The sequence below is a fragment of the Allokutzneria sp. NRRL B-24872 genome (assembly GCF_002155965.1).
Taxonomy (GTDB): domain Bacteria; phylum Actinomycetota; class Actinomycetes; order Mycobacteriales; family Pseudonocardiaceae; genus Allokutzneria.
This window is the reverse complement of the sequence record NZ_MUMH01000059.1, coordinates 98,283-114,408: the sequence shown is the minus strand read 5'-3', so window position 1 is coordinate 114,408 and position 16,126 is coordinate 98,283. Positions and strand designations below refer to the sequence as shown.

Here is a 16,126-nt window from a genome sequence, read left to right as displayed (position 1 = left end):
AGAAAGGGCCGAGCCGGGAAACCCCGGCTCGGCCCTCGTGTGACGCGATGACGCGTCAGTAGTTCTTGTAGCCCGCGACGTACCAACCGAGGTGCGGGAAGGGGTTGAGGCAGGCCCAGCCCGGGTCGACCTGCAGCTGCGCCTCCCGGAACCTGCCTTCGCCGATGCAGTTGCTGTAGGTCGGGTAGGGACCCCACTGCTTGAACTCCGCTGCCTGGGCGGTTCCCGCGCTCGCCAGGGAGAACGAGGCCAGGGCGGCCGTGGCCACCCCGAGGGCGCTGGCGCGCCGGATGATGTTACGCATGTATCCCCCGAGTCCTTACTGTAGTGATCTTGATCAGGGCGCGGGCGAGGATAGTGGGCGGCGCGGCTTCGTGCTCAACCGCCTCACTCTCGGGTGAATGTCTACTGTGGAGGAACGGAAGTCCTTGGTGGAGCAGGATCTGGTGCGGGCGCTGGTGCGGGAGCAGCACCCGGACCTCGCGGAGCTGGAACTCCGGGAGGTCGAGGGTGGCTGGGACAACCAGCAGTGGCGCCTCGGCGCGGAGCTGGCGGTTCGCCTGCCGCGCACCGAACGCGCCCCGGCGCTGCTGCGCACCGAGCAGAAGTGGTTGCCGGTGCTGGCCGAACGCCTGCCGTTGCCGACCCCCGTCCCGGTGCGCGTCGGTGAGCCGTCGGCGTTGTTCGGGCACACCTGGACGATCGCGCGCTGGGTCGAGGGCGAGCCAGCGGACCGCGAGCCGATCGCGCGCGCCGACGACGCCGAGGTCCTCGCGGCGTTTCTCAGGGCGTTGCACCGGAATGCCCCTGCGGACGCGCCGATCAATCCCACGCGCAGCGCGCCGCTGGCGGAGATGCGGAGCGCGCCGACCAAGCCGCTGGAGATCATCGCTGACGAGCCGCACGCCGAAGCCGCGCGGGAGGTCCTGGACGAGGCCGTCGCGGCGCCCGCGTGGCACGGGCCGCCGACGTGGTTGCACGGTGATCTGCACCCCGCCAACGTGATCGTGCGCGCGGGCTCGCTCGCCGGGGTGATCGACTTCGGTGAGATGTGCGCGGGCGATCCCGCGACGGACCTGTCAGCCGCGTGGATTCTCCTCCCGGAGGGCTCGGCGCTGCGCTTCTTCGACGCCTACGGCGACGTTGACGAGGCCACCCTCGCGCGTGCTCGCGGCTGGGCGGTCCTGCGAGCACTGGGCCTGATCAGCATCGGGCGCAACGGAAGGCTAGGACTTCCCGGCGGGAAGCCGACGTGGGAACCGGCGGGACGTGTCGCACTGGAACGGGCGGTGTGTCAGTGATCATCAAAGGTGAGATGGCCGTGATGCTGGGCGTGCTCGGGCTCCGGCAGGGAGATGACCGCATCCTCGACGCCATCGCGCTGGTCGGGCCGAAGATGGAGATCGAGGAGTTCGACGACGGCTCGACGTACTACGTCTTCCCCGTGGCCGGGACGGATCTGCTCTTCGAGGACGGCGTGCTCGTCGCGGTGATCGTGGAAGCCCAGGGCTACCCGCGACCGGAAGCGCTGGTGGAAGGCGTTCCCATGACCGCGACGAGGGCCGAAGTCCTTGCCCGCCTGGGAAAACCGGAGCGCACGGGGCCGACCTTCGAGAGGTTCGAGGCGAACGGCCACTACCTGCACTTCGAGTTCGACGGCGGCGGGGGCATCACCAAGGTCTCGGCGCTGCTCGAAGCGGTCTGACGGCCCAGCGCTGCGAGGAGCAGCGTCACGGTGATCGACGCGGCGGCCATCAGCGTGATCGCGGCGGCGGGCGAGGTCAGCTGCGCGAGCGTGCCCGCGAGGACGGCGCCGATGCCCTGGAAGGCGGTCATGCCGGTGGCGTGCAGGCCCAGCGCCTGGCCGGTCAGCTCGTCGGTGGTGAGCGACATCAGGCGCTCCTGGAGCAGGAGGCTCGCGGCGAAGCCGACCGAGGCGACGGTGACGGCGACGACGGACAGCACCACTCCGGGCTGGAGCACGAAGAACAGGTACGGCGCGGCGAGCAGCAGCCGCAGCGGGGTCGCGAGCCGGGGCCGCGTCGCGGGCGGTACCAGGCGGCCCACGGCCATGTCGCCGAGGAACATGCCGAGCGCTCCGAACGCGTACAGGGTGCCCGCCGCCTCGGGAGCGTAGGCGACGTAGAGCGAGTCGCCGCCGACGATCAAACCGTTGGGAACCCACAAACCCAGGTATGCCAACCGGCGCGGGCGCGAGGACCACAGGACGGCGTTGGTGCGCCAGGTCGCCGAGACCGACGGACGGCCGGACGAGCGCGGAGGGCGGGCAGTGAGGCCCAGCCGGGTGGCGAGCGCCGAGAGGACGTACAGCGCGGCCGCGAGGAGCAGGCAGGCGCGCGGGGACAACAGCGTCAGGAGCGCGCCTCCGGCCGCGAAGCCGACCATCTGCGTGACACCCCACAGCATGTTGTAGACCGAGCGCCCCAGGACGTAGCCGTCCCTGGACAGGATCTCGTTGAGCAGGCCGCCGCGCACTCCGCCGCCGAGCGCGGAGACCAAGCCCTGCGCGAGCAGCACAGCGAAGATCGCCCAGACCGGCAGGCCGGGCAGCGCGAGCACCGCCATGGCGACCGCGAAGGCCAGGGAGAGACCGCAGAGCAGCGCTCGCGGGGCGAGGCGGTCTGCGCCCGAGAGCAGGAACGCGCCGCCCAGCACCTGCGCCAGCTGCGGCCCGAACATGCTCACCGCCGACAGCAGCGGGGAACCGGTGGTCCGGAAGACGAGCGTGCCGAGGGCCAGGCCGCCGATCGTCTGGGCCGCCGCGACCGCGGCGAAGGAGAGCAGGAACGGGGTGAACTCCGGCGTGCGGAACAGGGAGCGGTAACTGCGCATGCGTCGGATTCTCGAAGCGACTCCCGGCCGTGTTTACTCTTTCGCGGACGTGCGAAAGGTTGGGGTGGCGTGGGCCTGTGGCAGATCGACATCGACACCCTCGCGCGCAGCCGTTTCGTGCTCTCGCCGTTCGCTGAGGCCTTCGCGAGCCTGCGGCTGCTGTACGCGGGGACCGGCGCTCATCCGGGTGAGGACAGCTGGTTGCGGGCGCACCTGCCCGGCTACCGCGCGCGCCTGGCCGCCGATCCGGTCATCGAGCCGCTCGTGCGCGCAGCGATCGGCACGTCTTGGATCGCGGACTTCTTCTGCCCCACCTCGTGCGAGGGCGAGAGCTTCGAGGGGACCGTGGCGCGCGTGCGCTCGACCGGGTCCGAGCGGGCGCGGGCCAACCTCCGCGTGTCCCTGCGCGGCCCGCTGCCCGCCGTGCTGGACCGGGATGATCTTCCGGAGCGCGCGACCTCGCTGTTGACCTTCGTGTGGGAGCGGACGGTGCGGCCGGACTGGGAACGCCGGCGGCGTGTCATGGAGGCGGACATCGTGTCGCGGACCGCGCGGGTGAACCGGGGCGGCTGGGCGGCCGTGCTCGACTCGCTGAAGCCGGGAACTCGGTGGCTCGGCGAGAGCCAGTTCCAGGTCAACCTCAACGACTACCCGCCACGCGAGGTCGCCGCCGGTGCCGAGCTGTTGTTCATGCCGGTCACGCCGAAGACCAGTTGGGTGTCGTGGGAGGGGCCGGAGCGCTACGCCGTGGTCTACCCGTGCCTCGGAGTGCTCGCCGAGGCGCAGCGGCCCGCACCCGCCGGACTCGGCGCGCTGATCGGCGGCACGCGGGCAGAACTGCTGGTGCTGTTGGGAAATCCGATGAGCACCACACAGCTGGTCGCCGTGACCGGGCAGGCGCTGGGATCGGTCGGGCGGCATCTCCGAGTGCTGCGCGAGGCAGGACTGGTGGAGCGGCGGCGGGCCGGGCAGTCGGTCCTGTACACGCGGACCGCCGCTGGGGAAGTCGTGGTGAACGCCTCTGACAACCCCTAGCCGAGCAGGTGGCGGGATTCCGTTGTGGCGCAGTCGTAGTAGGGATCGTGGCGGCCGATCACCGCGGACGTGTGGCCAGCCGGTGCGGCAGCAGGACGGCCTTGTGGCGTCGCTTCTGTCCATTGAGGACGGACGTTCGGTGGAACACGCGCACAGTGGAGCTGAGTCGTGATGCCGTCCGCATGGGGCGCAAGTGGCATGATCAGCGGCATGGACGCGACAGCCCGGATGTCGGCGCACATCGCCGTCGGGACGAGCTTGTCCCTGCTCAGTGATCGCCGACTCGCGGAGGTCGTGGCCAGCGCGCCGAGCTTGGGCTCCGGCGTCGGGGGCAGATCAGCCGAGATCGACGTCAGCGGGAGGCGCGTCTTCGTCAAGCGGGTCCCGCTGACCGAAGTCGAGCTGCGGCCGGAGCACGCGCGCTCGACGGCCAACCTGTTCCAGCTGCCGCTGTGCTACCAGTACGGGATCGGGTCGGCGGGCTTCGGAGCGTGGCGCGAGCTGGCGGCGCACATCATGACCACCGCGTGGGTGCTCAGTGGCGAGCACGCGGGTTTCCCGTTGCTGCACCACTGGCGCGTCCTGCCCGACAGCGCGCCAACCGGCTTCGCCGACGCGTTCGGTGGCGTTGACGGGACCGTCGCGCACTGGGAGGGCTCAGCGGCTGTGCGTCGTCGGCTGGAGGCGATCGGCCGGTCCAGCTCCAGCCTCGTGCTCTTCCTGGAGCACGTGCCGCAGACCCTCGCCGAGTGGCTGGACGAGCACGAGGACCACGAGCGGGTCGAGCGGGAGCTGCTGGGCACCGCGAACTTCCTGAGCGCGCACGGATTCGTGCACTTCGACGCGCACTTCAGCAACCTGCTCACCGACGGCCGGACCGTGTACTTCGCCGACTTCGGCCTGGCGCTGAGCCGCGAGTTCGAACTCTCCGCCGAGGAGAACGCGTTCCTCACCGATCACCTCGTGTACGACCGCTGCTACGTGACCGCCCACCTGCTGCGCCACCACCTGCCCGACGGCGTCGCTCCTGGTGTTCGTGACCGGCACGCTCGGAGCGCTCTCGTGCTCGACGACTTCCACCACCGGCTGCTCACGCGGAGCAAGCGCACTCCGTTCCCCTCGGCCGAGATCGCGCGGGCGCTCGCCTGGCCGGGGCCACTCTGACCTGTGCGCGGGCTCCGGCAAAGCCGCCCGGCGAGTGCAACGCGTTCGAGGAGCGAACACCGGCCCTTCGGCTGAGCCCGCCTCTGGGCGCTGGTTGTCCCAGCTCGTGGAACGGAGGTCTTCGGCCCTGCCTGAAACACCTTGGTAGTGAGCGCGGTCACTGAAAACTGATGTCGTGCTCGACCGGCCCAAGTGGACGGGCGTCGTGCGGCGGATCTGGCTTCTCCGGACAGGAGAGTGGGCATGACCAGAATGATCACGACGGCGCTCAGCGCTGTGGATGTTGCCCGGCTCAGCGCGGTGAGGACGCTCATCGCGGCCAACGACACCGATTCCGTGCTCGCGGCGGCGATACCGACCTTGGGCAGGGCCGAGCGCGCGGCGCTGGCCAGGCACGCGCCGCTCACCCACGCGGCCGTGCTGATCTTCCCGGAGACGCTGGACGGCCTCGGCGAGGAGTTGGCGAGGCACGGCATCGACGTCGGTCCGGTGACGCCGAGCGTGGTCGTCCGGGAACGACTGAGCCGCCGCTACGCCGTGCCCGCCGAGGAGTTGCAGATCGGCATCCTGCGCGCTCCGGTGACCGACCGCGCGGGCAGGCAGTGCGAGGTGGAGATCTTCGCGATGGCGACGCCGCCGGAGCTGGCGCACATCGCCGCCGACGAGCGCCTGCACGGCAGGGAGAACCACGTCGCGCTGGCCGTGGCGGACTCCGATCCGATTGTGCTGCAAGGACTTCGGACGACGATCACCGCGCGGATGCGGCCGGACGGGGGTGGCTACAACGTCCACGAGGACGCCACGATCCTGTACTTCCGCGATGCCCACCACCCAGACCCGGCGCTGCGCCGCATCGAGCTGTACTGCCCCGGCGAGTTCCCGCGCGTGCTCGCCGAACACCGGCGCGACTCCGAGCCCGGCACCAGCCTGCTGCGCCTGCTGACCGGCGCGTGGGCGACCCAGGCGATCGCCACCGCCGCCGAGCTGCGGCTGGCGGACCACCTCGCCACGACCTCCGACTTACCCGGCCTGGCGGTCGCCACCGGCGCCGACCAGGACAGCCTGGAACGGCTGCTGCGCTATCTGAGCACGCTGGGCGTCGTGCACTCCTCGGTGACGGGTTTCGCGCTCACCGACCTCGGTTCGCTGCTGCGCTCGGACGCCGAGGGCTCGATGCGCCCGCTGGCCCTGATCTACGGCGGCCCGTTCTACCAGTCCTTCGCCGCGCTCACCGACGCCGTCCGCACCGGCGAGGAGTCCTACGCGCGGGTGTTCGGCGCGCACCACTTCGCGCACATGGCCGCCGATCCCGGGCTGGCGGAGCTGTTCCACCAGTCCATGGCGGCCAGCGGTGCCATGTTCACCGAGCTGACCCGCGTCGTCGACTTCTCGGCCGCGCGGACGGTGGTCGACGTGGCCGGGGGCAACGGGGAACTGCTGTCCCAAGTGCTCGTCGCCAACCCCGCGCTGCGCGGCGTCCTCATGGACCGGCCGCACGCGCTGGCCACCGCTCAGCCGACCCTGGCCGCCGTCGCCGACCGCTGCGCCCTGGTTCCCGGTGACTTCACCGAGTCCGTGCCCGACAACGGAGACGTCTACCTCCTGTCCCGCGTCCTGCACGACTGGGACGACACCCAGTGCCACGCGATCCTCAGTACCTGCGCGGCGAACATGCCCGAGCACGCCGAGCTGCTGGTCATCGAGCGCCTGCTCCCGGAGAACCCGGACACCGATTCGCTCGCCGTGCCGTGGGACGTCCACATGCTCTGCAACGTCGGCGGCCGTGAGCGCACCGCCTCCCAGTACCGCGCGCTGTTGACGGCGGCGGGCTTCGAGGTCGTCGGAGGTGAACCGCTCTCGCTGGACGGGCACGTGCTGCGCGCACGCCGCCGCTGAGCGGTTTCAGGTGGATTTCAGTGCTTCTGGTTACCGTCGCGCCGCCGGTCCGGAGCACACCACCGAGGAGATCGCATGCGGCGGATCACCGTCGAGAAGCCGACCGCTTCCGTGGGCGTGCTCGCCGTTGAGCACGACCTCGGCGGTTGGTCGGGCGGCACGTTCGCGCCGAGGAAGTCCCTGTTCGCCAAGCAGTGGGCGGACGCTCGCCTCTACCTCTATCAGCGCGGTGTCGTGGTCGCCGGTCCAGATGGCACCGAGTCCGCGCACGCGTGGCGGACGGCCCGAGTGCTCCAGTACCGCGTCCAGGTCGACGGTGCGCTCGTGGAGGCGCGCTACACCCTGATCGCCCCGGACGGTACCGCGATCGCGATGGGACCCGGTTCGCACAGCCTGACCAAGCGGCACCTGGGCGAACTCGGGATCACCGAGCTGACGGCAGGAGCGCCGTTCCTGCACCCGGGAGCGTGGGGCGGAGCGATCCAGCGCGGCATCACCAGGGCTCAGCTCCCCGAGGTGCTCGTGAAGGTCCAGCGTGGCGAGCCCGTGGTCTTCGGCAGGGTGATCGTTGATCGGAAAGGCTTGACGCACAAGGGCAAAGTCGCCCTGTGGCGAGACATCGCCGACTTCGGGCTGAGCAACGGCACGGTCTACTTCAACGATTCCCGTGCGCGCCAGCTGTTTCCTCCGGAGGCGGTGCACCTCATTCCCAACCTCGACCTGTTCCTCAACCTGTGCCACCGGCAGTGCCACGCGGAGGCCAGCAGAACGTCGTGACCCCCGCTGGACCACCGGCTGCCCGCACGGGCACGCACACGTGCCCTCAGGTGCGCCCCGCGAGCACCGCCCGAGCCACCCGGGCTCGCGTACCAGTTGCCGCATGAGCAGCCCGAACATCTCAAGAGACCAGCTGGTCCAGCAGTTCGCGGCGGCGTTGGCGCACAAGTGGCGGGCGCATCTCGCCGAGCTGACGCCGCAGGCGCGCGCGGAGTTCGAGGCGTTGCCACCGGAGCAGCGCAACTCGGCGCTGCTGGAACTCGTCGCGCCGCAGGGCAGCGAGTGGGGGAGCCTGCGGCAGTTCGAGCGCAAGAACGCGATCCTCCAAGCGGAGCGCGCCAAACTCGCCGACGAGGAAGTGGCGCGCAGCGAACGCGTCGCCGCCGCCCTCGCGCCTGACGAGCTGGCCGACTCGGCGGTACCCGCGGGCAGTGACACCGTCGTCCACCGCGCCGCGGGCAGCGGGCAGGAGCCGTAGGACCTGCTCGGCACCGGATTCGTGCACCGCAGCGGGGTACCGAGTGCCGAGACGGTCAGAGGGTTCCTCCGCCGGGCCCACGACCCAGCTGGCGAGGGCGCGGACAGCATCCTCAGCACCTATCGGATCGTCAACACCAACTCCCTCGGCGCCCCGCTCATCTCGACCGGGCCGGAGAAGGGGGAGCGACAGGGCTCGACCAACGCGATCTGGTCGTACAGCATCCGCGTGTCCGAGCTGGTGGAGGTCACCCGCGACATCGTCCGCGACACCTTTGAGTTCGGCACGTGGCCTTCCACGGCGGCGGGCTCGGCGAGTTCACCTGGTTGACGCCGATCCCGGCGGACTGGATCTTCGCCTGCCTCCGGCTGGAGGGCGCGGCGTGGCTGAAGAAGTGGCGCCCGTTCGAGGCGGGGGCCATCGCCAGGTACCGCACGACGGTCAGCGACGCGGGCTACGTGCCCTGATCGGGGTGCCCCCGATTCTGGGGACGACTGTCGCAAGAGGACTACTGCATATGCCAGGGTGACCCCCGCCAGCAGCCAGAACCGTTGGGGGAGAGCACCAGTGCCCGACACCGAACCCGTTGCCCTCGTCGGTGTCGGTTGCCGCTTCCCCGGTGTTCGTGGCCCGGCGCAGCTGTGGCGGGCGCTGCTGGAGCGGCGGTGCGTCACGGGAGCGCCCCCGCCGGAGCGCCTGCGACTGTGGGGAGCGGCGACGTCCCTGCCGCCCAGCGGTTTCCTACGCGGCGTCGACGAGTTCGACGCCGCGTTCTTCGGCATCTCCCCACGCGAAGCCCTGCACATGGACCCCCAGCAGCGCATGTTGCTGGAGACCGCCTGGGAAGCGTTCGAGGACGCGGGCATCCGCGCGTCCGACCTCGCCGGGAAGCCGGTCGGCGTCTACGTCGGCGCGCAGGCGGCCGAGCACTGGGAGCTGGGGGACGGGCTGCCCCGCAACATCTATTCCGTTGTGGGAAGCGGACTGCGCGCGGGTCTGTCGGGGCGGCTGTCCTACGCCTTCGACCTCCGAGGGCCCGCGTTGACGGTGGACACGGCGTGCGCCTCGTCGATGTCCTCGCTGCACCTGGCTGTGCGCGCGCTGCGCGGCGGTGAGTGCGAGGTCGCGCTGGCGTGCGGCACGAACCTCGCGCTGATCCCGCAGTCCTGGTACAGCATGCAGAACGCGGGGATGCTCAGCGCGGACGGCCTGTGCAAGTTCGGCGATGCCTCAGCTGACGGTTTCGCGCGCAGCGAGGGCGTCGCGGTGGTGGTCCTCAAGGCGCTGTCCCGCGCGCTCGCCGACGGCGACGACATCTACGCGCAGATCTTGGGCAGCGGCGTGAGCAGCGACGGCCAGGCGAGCGGTTATCTGACCGCTCCGGGCGTTGAGGGACAACGGGATGCGCTGCTGGCGGCCTACGCCGACGCCGGGGTGGACCCCGCCGACGTGGACTACGTCGAAGCGCACGGCACGGGCACGGCGATCGGCGATCCCGTGGAGCTGAGGGCGCTCGGCTCCGTGCTGGGCGTCGGGCGGGAATCGGATCGGCCGTGCCTGGTGGGCTCGGTGAAGTCGAACCTGGGCCACACCGAGGGAGCCGCTGGCCTCGCCGGAGTCATCAAGACCGCGCTGTGCTTGAAGAATCGGCACCTGCCCGCGAGCTTGCACGTGCGGCACCTGACCGAAGCCGTTGACTGGCCGGGATTGGGGCTGTCCCTGCACACCGAAGCCGGTCCCTGGCCGCGTGATCGCGAGCGCCTGATCGCCGGAGTCAGCTCGTTCGGCATCGTAGGGACGAACGCGCACGTGGTGATGGCCAGCGCCCCAGCTCCGGCTTCGGCTCCACCGGAGGTCATCGACGCTGCGGACGACACGCACCTGCTGGTGCTGTCGGCCCGCGATCCGCAGGCGCTCCGCGATGTGGCGCAGCGTTACCAGGACTTCCTCGGCGAGGCATCACCAGCCGATGTGTGCTTCAGCGCCGCCGAAAAGCGCACGCACCTCGAGCACCGCGCCGCCGTCGTGGGTTCCAGCCGCGAGGAACTGCGTTCGGGCTTGGCCTCGGTCTCCGAGACGCGGGTCAGCGGGCAGGACCGCCGAGTGGTGTTCGTGTTCCCCGGACAGGGGTCGCAGTGGGACGGCATGGGCAAGGACCTGCTTGCGCGCGAACCGGTTTTCCGGGCGGGCATCGAGGAATGCAGTCGCCTGATCGCCGCCGAGGCCGGTTGGTCGCTGCTGGAGCTGGTGGATCGCGGCGAGCTGACGAAGGCGCCGATGGGGCAGGTCCAGCCCGCCTTGTTCGCGATGCAGGTGGCCTTGGCGCGCACGTGGCAGGCCTTCGGGCTCGAACCCGACACGGTGATCGGTCACAGCATGGGCGAGGTCGCGGCAGCTCACATCGCTGGAGCCCTGTCGCTGGAGGACGCCGTCGCGGTCATCTGCCGACGCAGCGCGCTGCTGGGCCGCATTGCCGGACAGGGCGCGATGGTCCAGGTGGCGCTCGACGAGCAGGCGGCGCACGAGGAGATCGAGGGCTTCACCGACCGGGTCGCGGTGGCGGTGGTGAACGGCCCGTCGGCCACCGTGCTGTCCGGCGAGGTGGCGGCGCTGGAGGAGGTCTGCGCCCGGCTCACCGAGCGAGAGATCGCGTGCCAGTGGATCTCCGTCGAAGTGGCCTCGCACAGCCCGCAGGTCGACGCCGTCTGTGACGAGCTGCTGAAGGAACTCCAAGACCTGCGGCCGAAACCGGCCAGCGTGCCGATGTGGTCCACTGTCCTCAATGGACCGATCGAGGACGTGGACGCGGCCTACTGGGCGCGGAACCTGCGCGAGCCGGTGCGGTTCTGGTCTGCGGTGAACGCGGTCAAGTCCGCCGCCGTCACCTACGTGGAGGTCAGCCCGCATCCCGTTCTGCTCGGCTCGGTCATGGAGGCGCTGGGCGAGGATGACGCCGCGATCCCCACTCTGCGCCGCGACCAGCCCGAGCGGCGCGCTCTGCTGACGGCGGCCGGGCAGCTGTACACCAAGGGGCACAACCTGAACTGGCCCGCGCTCACCGGCTCAGGGGCGCGTTTCGTGCGGCTGCCGACCTATCCCTGGCGCGCTCAGCGACACTGGCACGCGCAGCCGCAGGCAGTCCAGCCCGCGCTCCTGGGAACCCGCCATGACACCGCTGACGGTTGGCAGGTCTGGGAAGGACCCCTCGACCTGAAGCGCAACGCCTACCTGTTCGACCACCAGGTCCAGGGCGAGGCGATCTTCCCCGGCGTCGGCTACCTGGAACTGGCGATGCAGGCCGCGCGGCAGCTGGGCCAAGATCTGCAAACCGTGCTCAGCGATGTCGTGCTGCACCGCGCCTTGTTCCTGAACCATGACGACGAACTGCTGCTGCGACTGCGAATCGGCGCTGCCGACACCGAGCGTCGGCCGTTCGAGGTCAGCAGCCGTCGCGTCGGCGAGGCCACGTGGACGGCGCACGCCAGCGGCTCGCTGTCGTCGAATCCCGGCTCGCCCCCGCCGCCGCAGGAGTTCGACGAAGTGCAGGCGCGCTTCGGCCGGCACGTGACCGGCGCGGAGGTCTACGAGCACTACAAGCAGCTCGGCAACGACTGGAGAACCACCTTCCAAGGCGTCACCGACCTGTGGCGCGGCGACGGCGAAGTGCTGACCCGGGTGTGCAGGCCCAAGGGCGTTTCCGGCGAGGGATTCGTCTGGCACCCAACGCTTCTGGACAGCGTCGGCCACAGCATCGTCGCTCTGGGGCCGAACCCGCCGGGCTCGGTCGGCGGAGACCTTGAGGCGTCGATCGTCGGCGGGGGCTTCGGACGGCTTCGGCTGTACTCCGCGCCGACCGACACGATGTGGTGCCACGCGCGCCTGACCAGCTCAGACGAGACGGGTTTCCGTGGCACGGCCGTCGTGACGGACGAGAACGGCCGAGTCCTGGCTGAGGCCGACGACGCCTACATCCGTTTCCTGACGCCCGCCGTTTCACAGCCTGCCGACGATGGCCGTCTCCAGATCGCGTGGGAGGCCGCCGCGGCTCTGCCGCAGCCCTCCGGCGGGCACTACCTGATCTTCGCCGACGGCGGCGGTGTGGCCGACGACCTCGCGGCGCACCTCGCAGCTCGAGGAGCGCGCTGCACGCTCGCGTACCCCGGCGAGGACGTCAGCGCGCTGCTCAGCGGTTCCGCGTTGCCCACCGACATCGTGCACATGTCCGTGCTGGACGCGAATTCTCTTGTGCAGAGCCGTGATCACCTGGCTCATCTCATCGACGTCCTGCGCTTCCTCTCCCGCAGCACCGCGATCACGGTGGTGACCCGTGGCGCCCAGGCCGCGGACGGGACGTGTCAGAACCCGTCGCGGGCGCTGTTGTGGGGCCTGGGCCGGACGGCGATGGCGGAGTACCCGGCGCTGCACTGCAAGCTCGTCGACCTCGACTCGGGTTCTTCCGTCGAGGCGCTGGCGGCGGAGCTGTCCCGAGCCGACGAGGAGACTCAGGTCGCGCTGCGCGGCGGTCGGCGCTTGGTGCCGCGGCTGCGGCCGCACAACGTCGTGATCCAACCCGTTCCGGACGGTGCCGCCAGGTGCTTGGTCAGCACGGGGAACGGCTTGGGAGCGCTGCATCTCGAAGCTGCGCAGCGCCGAGAGCCCGGTTACGGCGAGGTCGCCATCGACGTCTCGCACGCCGAAGTCAGTTTCCGCGCCGTGCTGCTCGCGGTCGGCCAGTACGACGACCAGCCCTATCCGCGCACGGACCTGGGCTCGGGCTTCGCGGGCCGCGTCCGCGCGGTGGGCTCAGCGGTCACCGGCTTGGCGGTCGGAGACCCGGTGATCGCCTTCGCCTCAGGCCCCATCGCTGATCACATCGTGGTTCCCCAGGTGCTGGTCCAGCGAACCCCGAACCATCTGGGCCCGGCCGAGGCCGCCACGATCCCCGGTACCTTCGCCACCGCCCACTACGCGCTCGACGAGCTGGCGCGGTTGCGGCCGGGGGAGACCGTGCTCATCCACTGCGCGGCGGGCGGCGTCGGCCTGGCGACCGTCCAGCTCGCGCGCCACATGGGCGCCACGGTCATCGCGACCGCGGGCAGCGAGTACAAGCGCTCCCTGCTGCGCCACATGGGGATCGAGTTCGTCGGGGACTCGCGTTCCACCAGCTACACCGACCTCGTCAACGAGGTCACCCGCGGTCGCGGCGTCGACGTCGTCATCAACATGCTTTCCGGAGTCACCCGCGCGGCCGGTTTCGGCGTGCTCGCTCCGCACGGGCGTTGGGTCGAGCTCACCAAGAAGATCGCCCTGGAGGCCGCGTCCGCACCCGAGGTCGCGCCCGTGAGCAGGCCGCTCTCGTTCTTCGCGCTCGACATCCTCGACCTCGCGCTGCGCCAGCCCGAGCGGCTTGAGCGCACCATGCGCGAAATCGCCGACCTCGCTTCACGCGGCAAGCTGCTTCCCCTGCCGCACCACGTCTTCCCCGCGGCTCAGGCCAGTACCGCGTTCGACCTCATCGCTCGCGCACAGCAGGTCGGCCGCCTCATCCTGTCCTTCGAGCCCACCGCGGAGCGGACGTCGGCCCATTCGGTACTCAGTTCAGTTCCTAGTGGCACCGCTTACCTCATCACCGGGGGCCTCGGCGGCATCGGCACCGTGCTCGCGCGCTGGCTGATCGAGCGCGGCGCCCGGCACCTGCTGCTCACCGGCCGCACTCCGCTCGCCGAGCACCCCAGCGCCTCCCAGCTGCGCGAACTCCAGGCGCGCGCGGACGTTCACTACGTCGCCGTCGACGCGGCCGACGAGGCAGGCATGCGCGGAGTGCTCGACCAGTGGGCGCGCGACGGCAAGCCACCCGTGCGTGGCGTCCTGCACGCCGCCGGAGCTGCCGCCTTCAACGCCATCGAGGCGATCGGCACCCCCGACCTCGCCGAAGCGCTCGACGGCAAGGCCGCTGGCGCCGACGTCCTGGACCGGCTCTTCTCGAACGGAGAGCTGGACTTCTTCGTCCTCTTCTCCTCCTTCTCCGCTCTCCTGCCGTCCCCGCTGCTCGGCGCCTACGCCGCCGCCAACGCCTACCTGGACGCTCTCGCCTGGCACCGACGCGGCCGTGGCCAGGCGGCGACGAGCGTCAACTGGGCCTTCTGGGACGAGGTCGGCATCGTCGCGCGGATGGAGGGTTCGCGCGTCCCCCAAGGAATGCGCGGCTTCTCCCCGCGCGAAGCCTTGGCCGCACTCGACTCCTACCTAGCCGCTGATGTGGTGCAGGCCGTGCTCGCCCCCACCGACTGGCCCCGTTGGGCCGTCGCCCATCCCACGACCGCGGGCAACCCGCTGCTGCGTGAACTGCTCCACTCCACGCCACCGCCCATCGCCAGTCCCGCCCCTGAGCCCACACCGCTGCGGTCGGACGCGCGCGACTACCTCCGTGCGTCCATCGGCGAGATCCTGCACCTGTCGGGACTGGATCTCGACCCGGGCGCTCCGCTGAACCGGCAGGGCATGGACTCGCTCATGGCCAGTGAACTCCGCGCCCGCATCCGCGCGGACCTCGGCAAGGACATCCCCGTCGTGAAGTTCCTCGGCAACGCCAGTATCTCCAGCCTCTCCGACATCCTCGACTTGACCTGAAGCGGAGTCGAGGTTCTACGGTCATGAGCACCGGGGAAGGGAGCTCACAGTGATCGTCACCATCGCCAGGGTCGTCGACCCCGCACGGTTCCTGGAGGTCTTCGAGACCGTTGGCGCTCGGAAGCGGCTGGAGCACGGCTGCCGCGGCGCCCGCGCCTACTTCGACCCCGACGACCCGCACCGGGTGTGGTCGGTCTTCGACTGGGACGCGAAGGACTACGAGGGCTTCCTCGCCGACCCCGAGATCCCGGACATCGCACGGGAACTGGGACTCCAGTCGCCACCCGTGCACGCCGTCGCCGCCGCCGAGCTCGACGCCTGACATGGCTCAGGTCCGCGCGTTCAGCTCGGAGCTCGGCGAGAACGCCGTCCGCTTCAACGACCACGTCCTCATCGCGCCCGCCCTCGACGCGGAGACCGGCGGGTCGATGAGCGCCTACACGGCGTTCTTCCGCGCGGGGGCGCGCGCCGACCTCCCGGCTCCCTACGCCGAGGTCTGGGTGGTGCTCAGCGGAGCACTCCGCGTGGGCGCCGCGACCGTGCGCGGAGGCGACTTCGTGCACGTTCCGGAGCAGGCACCGGGCGTTGTGGAAGCCCTTGAGGACACCACGATGGTGTGCGTCTCGGTGCCCGCGCACTGACGGGAGGCGGTCGGGCGCCCTGCTAGCCTGCGAACCCGGGGGAAGATCAAGTTCACCAGGGGGAGCGATGACGCTCGACGTTGTCAGGGCACTGATTTCCGCTTCGGGATCGGACCGGCGGTCCGTGGAAGCCGTCGTGGCCGAGGTCGGGCGCTCGACGTGCGCGGACCTCGTCGTGAGCGAGATCAGCTCCAGATTCACGACGCCGCTCAGCAGCACGGACGAGGACGTCGTCGTCGAGGTGGTTCTCTCCGGCGAGTCGCGATTCCTCCGCGTCACTTCCACCGGCGCCGAAGTCAGCGGACCGGGCGATGTGGATGCCACGATCTCCCAGGACCTGTGCGAGCTGGACGGGCGGCCGGACTTCATCCCGCCGCAGTGGGTGGACCCGGAGCAGAAACCCCTGCGCAACATCAGAGTCGACCCACGACTCTCCGGATAGGAGGAGCGTGCGCTCAGGCGAAGCCGGACTCGCGCTGGCGGTCGGCTCAGCGCGGCATGGACTCGGTCAGTCCACAGTGGACCCTCGCGATCGGCCTACACGCCAGGACCACGACGGCGACCAGCGCGACGCCGACCGCGAAGGAGAGCGGTCCGACGAGCGCGAGCTTGGCGCTGCCGCGCAGGAACGCGAACACATCGTTTTTCATGA

Annotated in this window: 16 protein-coding genes; 12 read left to right on the top strand and 4 right to left on the bottom strand. The window is 70.5% G+C overall.

Features of this window, described 5'->3' with window-relative positions; all coding sequences use genetic code 11:
• Positions 1-55 precede the first annotated feature (55 nt).
• On the bottom strand, positions 56-304 hold the full coding sequence (locus CCN37_RS16150) for a hypothetical protein (protein WP_086821594.1): 249 nt from the start codon (positions 302-304) through the stop codon (positions 56-58).
• Positions 305-401: 97 nt separating this feature from the next.
• Between CCN37_RS16150 and CCN37_RS16145 the strand changes: the two genes are divergently transcribed.
• Together CCN37_RS16145 and CCN37_RS16140 are read left to right on the top strand one after the other, a co-directional pair.
• A complete protein-coding gene (locus CCN37_RS16145; RefSeq protein ID WP_086821593.1) occupies positions 402-1,301 on the top strand; it encodes an aminoglycoside phosphotransferase family protein in 900 nt (299 codons plus the stop codon).
• Positions 1,298-1,705, top strand: coding sequence for a hypothetical protein (locus CCN37_RS16140; RefSeq protein WP_086821592.1), 408 nt, complete (start codon positions 1,298-1,300; stop codon positions 1,703-1,705). The genes CCN37_RS16145 and CCN37_RS16140 overlap by 4 nt, the downstream gene beginning before the upstream one ends.
• Here CCN37_RS16140 and CCN37_RS16135 read toward each other — a convergent pair.
• The gene (locus tag CCN37_RS16135) at positions 1,636-2,853 is read right to left on the bottom strand and encodes an MFS transporter (protein WP_086821591.1); all 1,218 of its coding nucleotides are present in this window, start codon (positions 2,851-2,853) and stop codon (positions 1,636-1,638) included. The genes CCN37_RS16140 and CCN37_RS16135 overlap by 70 nt on opposite strands.
• A 69-nt stretch (positions 2,854-2,922) precedes the next feature.
• On the opposite strand from CCN37_RS16135, the gene CCN37_RS16130 reads away from it, so the two are divergent.
• The 5 genes from CCN37_RS16130 (at position 2,923) to CCN37_RS16110 (ending at position 8,203) form a co-directional block, all read left to right on the top strand.
• A complete protein-coding gene (locus CCN37_RS16130; protein WP_086821590.1) occupies positions 2,923-3,888 on the top strand; it encodes a helix-turn-helix transcriptional regulator in 966 nt (321 codons plus the stop codon).
• Between the two features lie 210 nt (positions 3,889-4,098).
• On the top strand, positions 4,099-5,052 hold the full coding sequence (locus CCN37_RS16125) for a hypothetical protein (protein WP_246843078.1): 954 nt from the start codon (positions 4,099-4,101) through the stop codon (positions 5,050-5,052).
• Between the two features lie 243 nt (positions 5,053-5,295).
• Positions 5,296-6,948, top strand: a complete 1,653-nt coding sequence (locus tag CCN37_RS16120; RefSeq protein ID WP_210408054.1) for a methyltransferase — start codon at positions 5,296-5,298, stop codon at positions 6,946-6,948.
• A gap of 75 nt (positions 6,949-7,023) precedes the next feature.
• A complete protein-coding gene (locus CCN37_RS16115) occupies positions 7,024-7,725 on the top strand; it encodes a DUF6585 family protein (protein ID WP_086821587.1) in 702 nt (233 codons plus the stop codon).
• Between the two features lie 103 nt (positions 7,726-7,828).
• Complete coding sequence (locus CCN37_RS16110; RefSeq protein WP_086821586.1) at positions 7,829-8,203, top strand: hypothetical protein; 375 nt, start codon at positions 7,829-7,831, stop codon at positions 8,201-8,203.
• Positions 8,204-8,322: 119 nt separating this feature from the next.
• On the opposite strand, the gene CCN37_RS42035 is transcribed toward CCN37_RS16110, so the two are convergent.
• Positions 8,323-8,454, bottom strand: coding sequence for a hypothetical protein (locus CCN37_RS42035; RefSeq protein ID WP_256388048.1), 132 nt, complete (start codon positions 8,452-8,454; stop codon positions 8,323-8,325).
• Positions 8,455-8,490: 36 nt separating this feature from the next.
• On the opposite strand from CCN37_RS42035, the gene CCN37_RS16105 reads away from it, so the two are divergent.
• The 5 genes from CCN37_RS16105 to CCN37_RS16085 all read left to right on the top strand — a co-directional run bounded on the left by CCN37_RS16105 (position 8,491) and on the right by CCN37_RS16085 (position 15,916).
• A complete protein-coding gene (locus tag CCN37_RS16105; protein ID WP_086821585.1) occupies positions 8,491-8,670 on the top strand; it encodes a hypothetical protein in 180 nt (59 codons plus the stop codon).
• A 100-nt stretch (positions 8,671-8,770) separates the two neighbouring features.
• On the top strand, positions 8,771-14,833 hold the full coding sequence (locus CCN37_RS16100; RefSeq protein ID WP_168200691.1) for a type I polyketide synthase: 6,063 nt from the start codon (positions 8,771-8,773) through the stop codon (positions 14,831-14,833).
• A gap of 49 nt (positions 14,834-14,882) precedes the next feature.
• Positions 14,883-15,155 carry a hypothetical protein gene (locus CCN37_RS16095; RefSeq protein ID WP_086821583.1) on the top strand — a complete coding sequence of 91 codons (273 nt, stop codon included), beginning with the start codon at positions 14,883-14,885 and terminating at the stop codon, positions 15,153-15,155.
• A gap of 1 nt (position 15,156) precedes the next feature.
• Entirely contained in the window at positions 15,157-15,474 is a 318-nt protein-coding gene (locus tag CCN37_RS16090) for a cupin (RefSeq protein WP_086821582.1), read from the top strand.
• A gap of 67 nt (positions 15,475-15,541) precedes the next feature.
• Entirely contained in the window at positions 15,542-15,916 is a 375-nt protein-coding gene (locus tag CCN37_RS16085) for a hypothetical protein (RefSeq protein WP_086821581.1), read from the top strand.
• A 46-nt stretch (positions 15,917-15,962) separates the two neighbouring features.
• On the opposite strand, the gene CCN37_RS39915 is transcribed toward CCN37_RS16085, so the two are convergent.
• Positions 15,963-16,124 carry a hypothetical protein gene (locus CCN37_RS39915; RefSeq protein WP_168200690.1) on the bottom strand — a complete coding sequence of 54 codons (162 nt, stop codon included), beginning with the start codon at positions 16,122-16,124 and terminating at the stop codon, positions 15,963-15,965.
• Between the last annotated feature and the right edge of the window lie 2 nt (positions 16,125-16,126).

Excerpts from the sequence above, each read along its gene's own strand:
- CCN37_RS16115 (WP_086821587.1), top strand. The coding sequence starts at position 7,024 with ATGCGGCGGATCACCGTCGAGAAGCCGACCGCTTCCGTGGGCGTGCTC.
- CCN37_RS16085 (WP_086821581.1), top strand. The coding sequence starts at position 15,542 with ATGACGCTCGACGTTGTCAGGGCACTGATTTCCGCTTCGGGATCGGAC.
- CCN37_RS16135 (WP_086821591.1), bottom strand. The coding sequence starts at position 2,853 with ATGCGCAGTTACCGCTCCCTGTTCCGCACGCCGGAGTTCACCCCGTTC.
- CCN37_RS16090 (WP_086821582.1), top strand. The coding sequence starts at position 15,157 with ATGGCTCAGGTCCGCGCGTTCAGCTCGGAGCTCGGCGAGAACGCCGTC.
- CCN37_RS16125 (WP_246843078.1), top strand. The coding sequence starts at position 4,099 with ATGGACGCGACAGCCCGGATGTCGGCGCACATCGCCGTCGGGACGAGC.
- CCN37_RS16145 (WP_086821593.1), top strand. The coding sequence starts at position 402 with ATGTCTACTGTGGAGGAACGGAAGTCCTTGGTGGAGCAGGATCTGGTG.
- CCN37_RS16120 (WP_210408054.1), top strand. The coding sequence starts at position 5,296 with ATGACCAGAATGATCACGACGGCGCTCAGCGCTGTGGATGTTGCCCGG.
- CCN37_RS39915 (WP_168200690.1), bottom strand. The coding sequence starts at position 16,124 with ATGAAAAACGATGTGTTCGCGTTCCTGCGCGGCAGCGCCAAGCTCGCG.
- CCN37_RS16110 (WP_086821586.1), top strand. The coding sequence starts at position 7,829 with ATGAGCAGCCCGAACATCTCAAGAGACCAGCTGGTCCAGCAGTTCGCG.
- CCN37_RS16150 (WP_086821594.1), bottom strand. The coding sequence starts at position 304 with ATGCGTAACATCATCCGGCGCGCCAGCGCCCTCGGGGTGGCCACGGCC.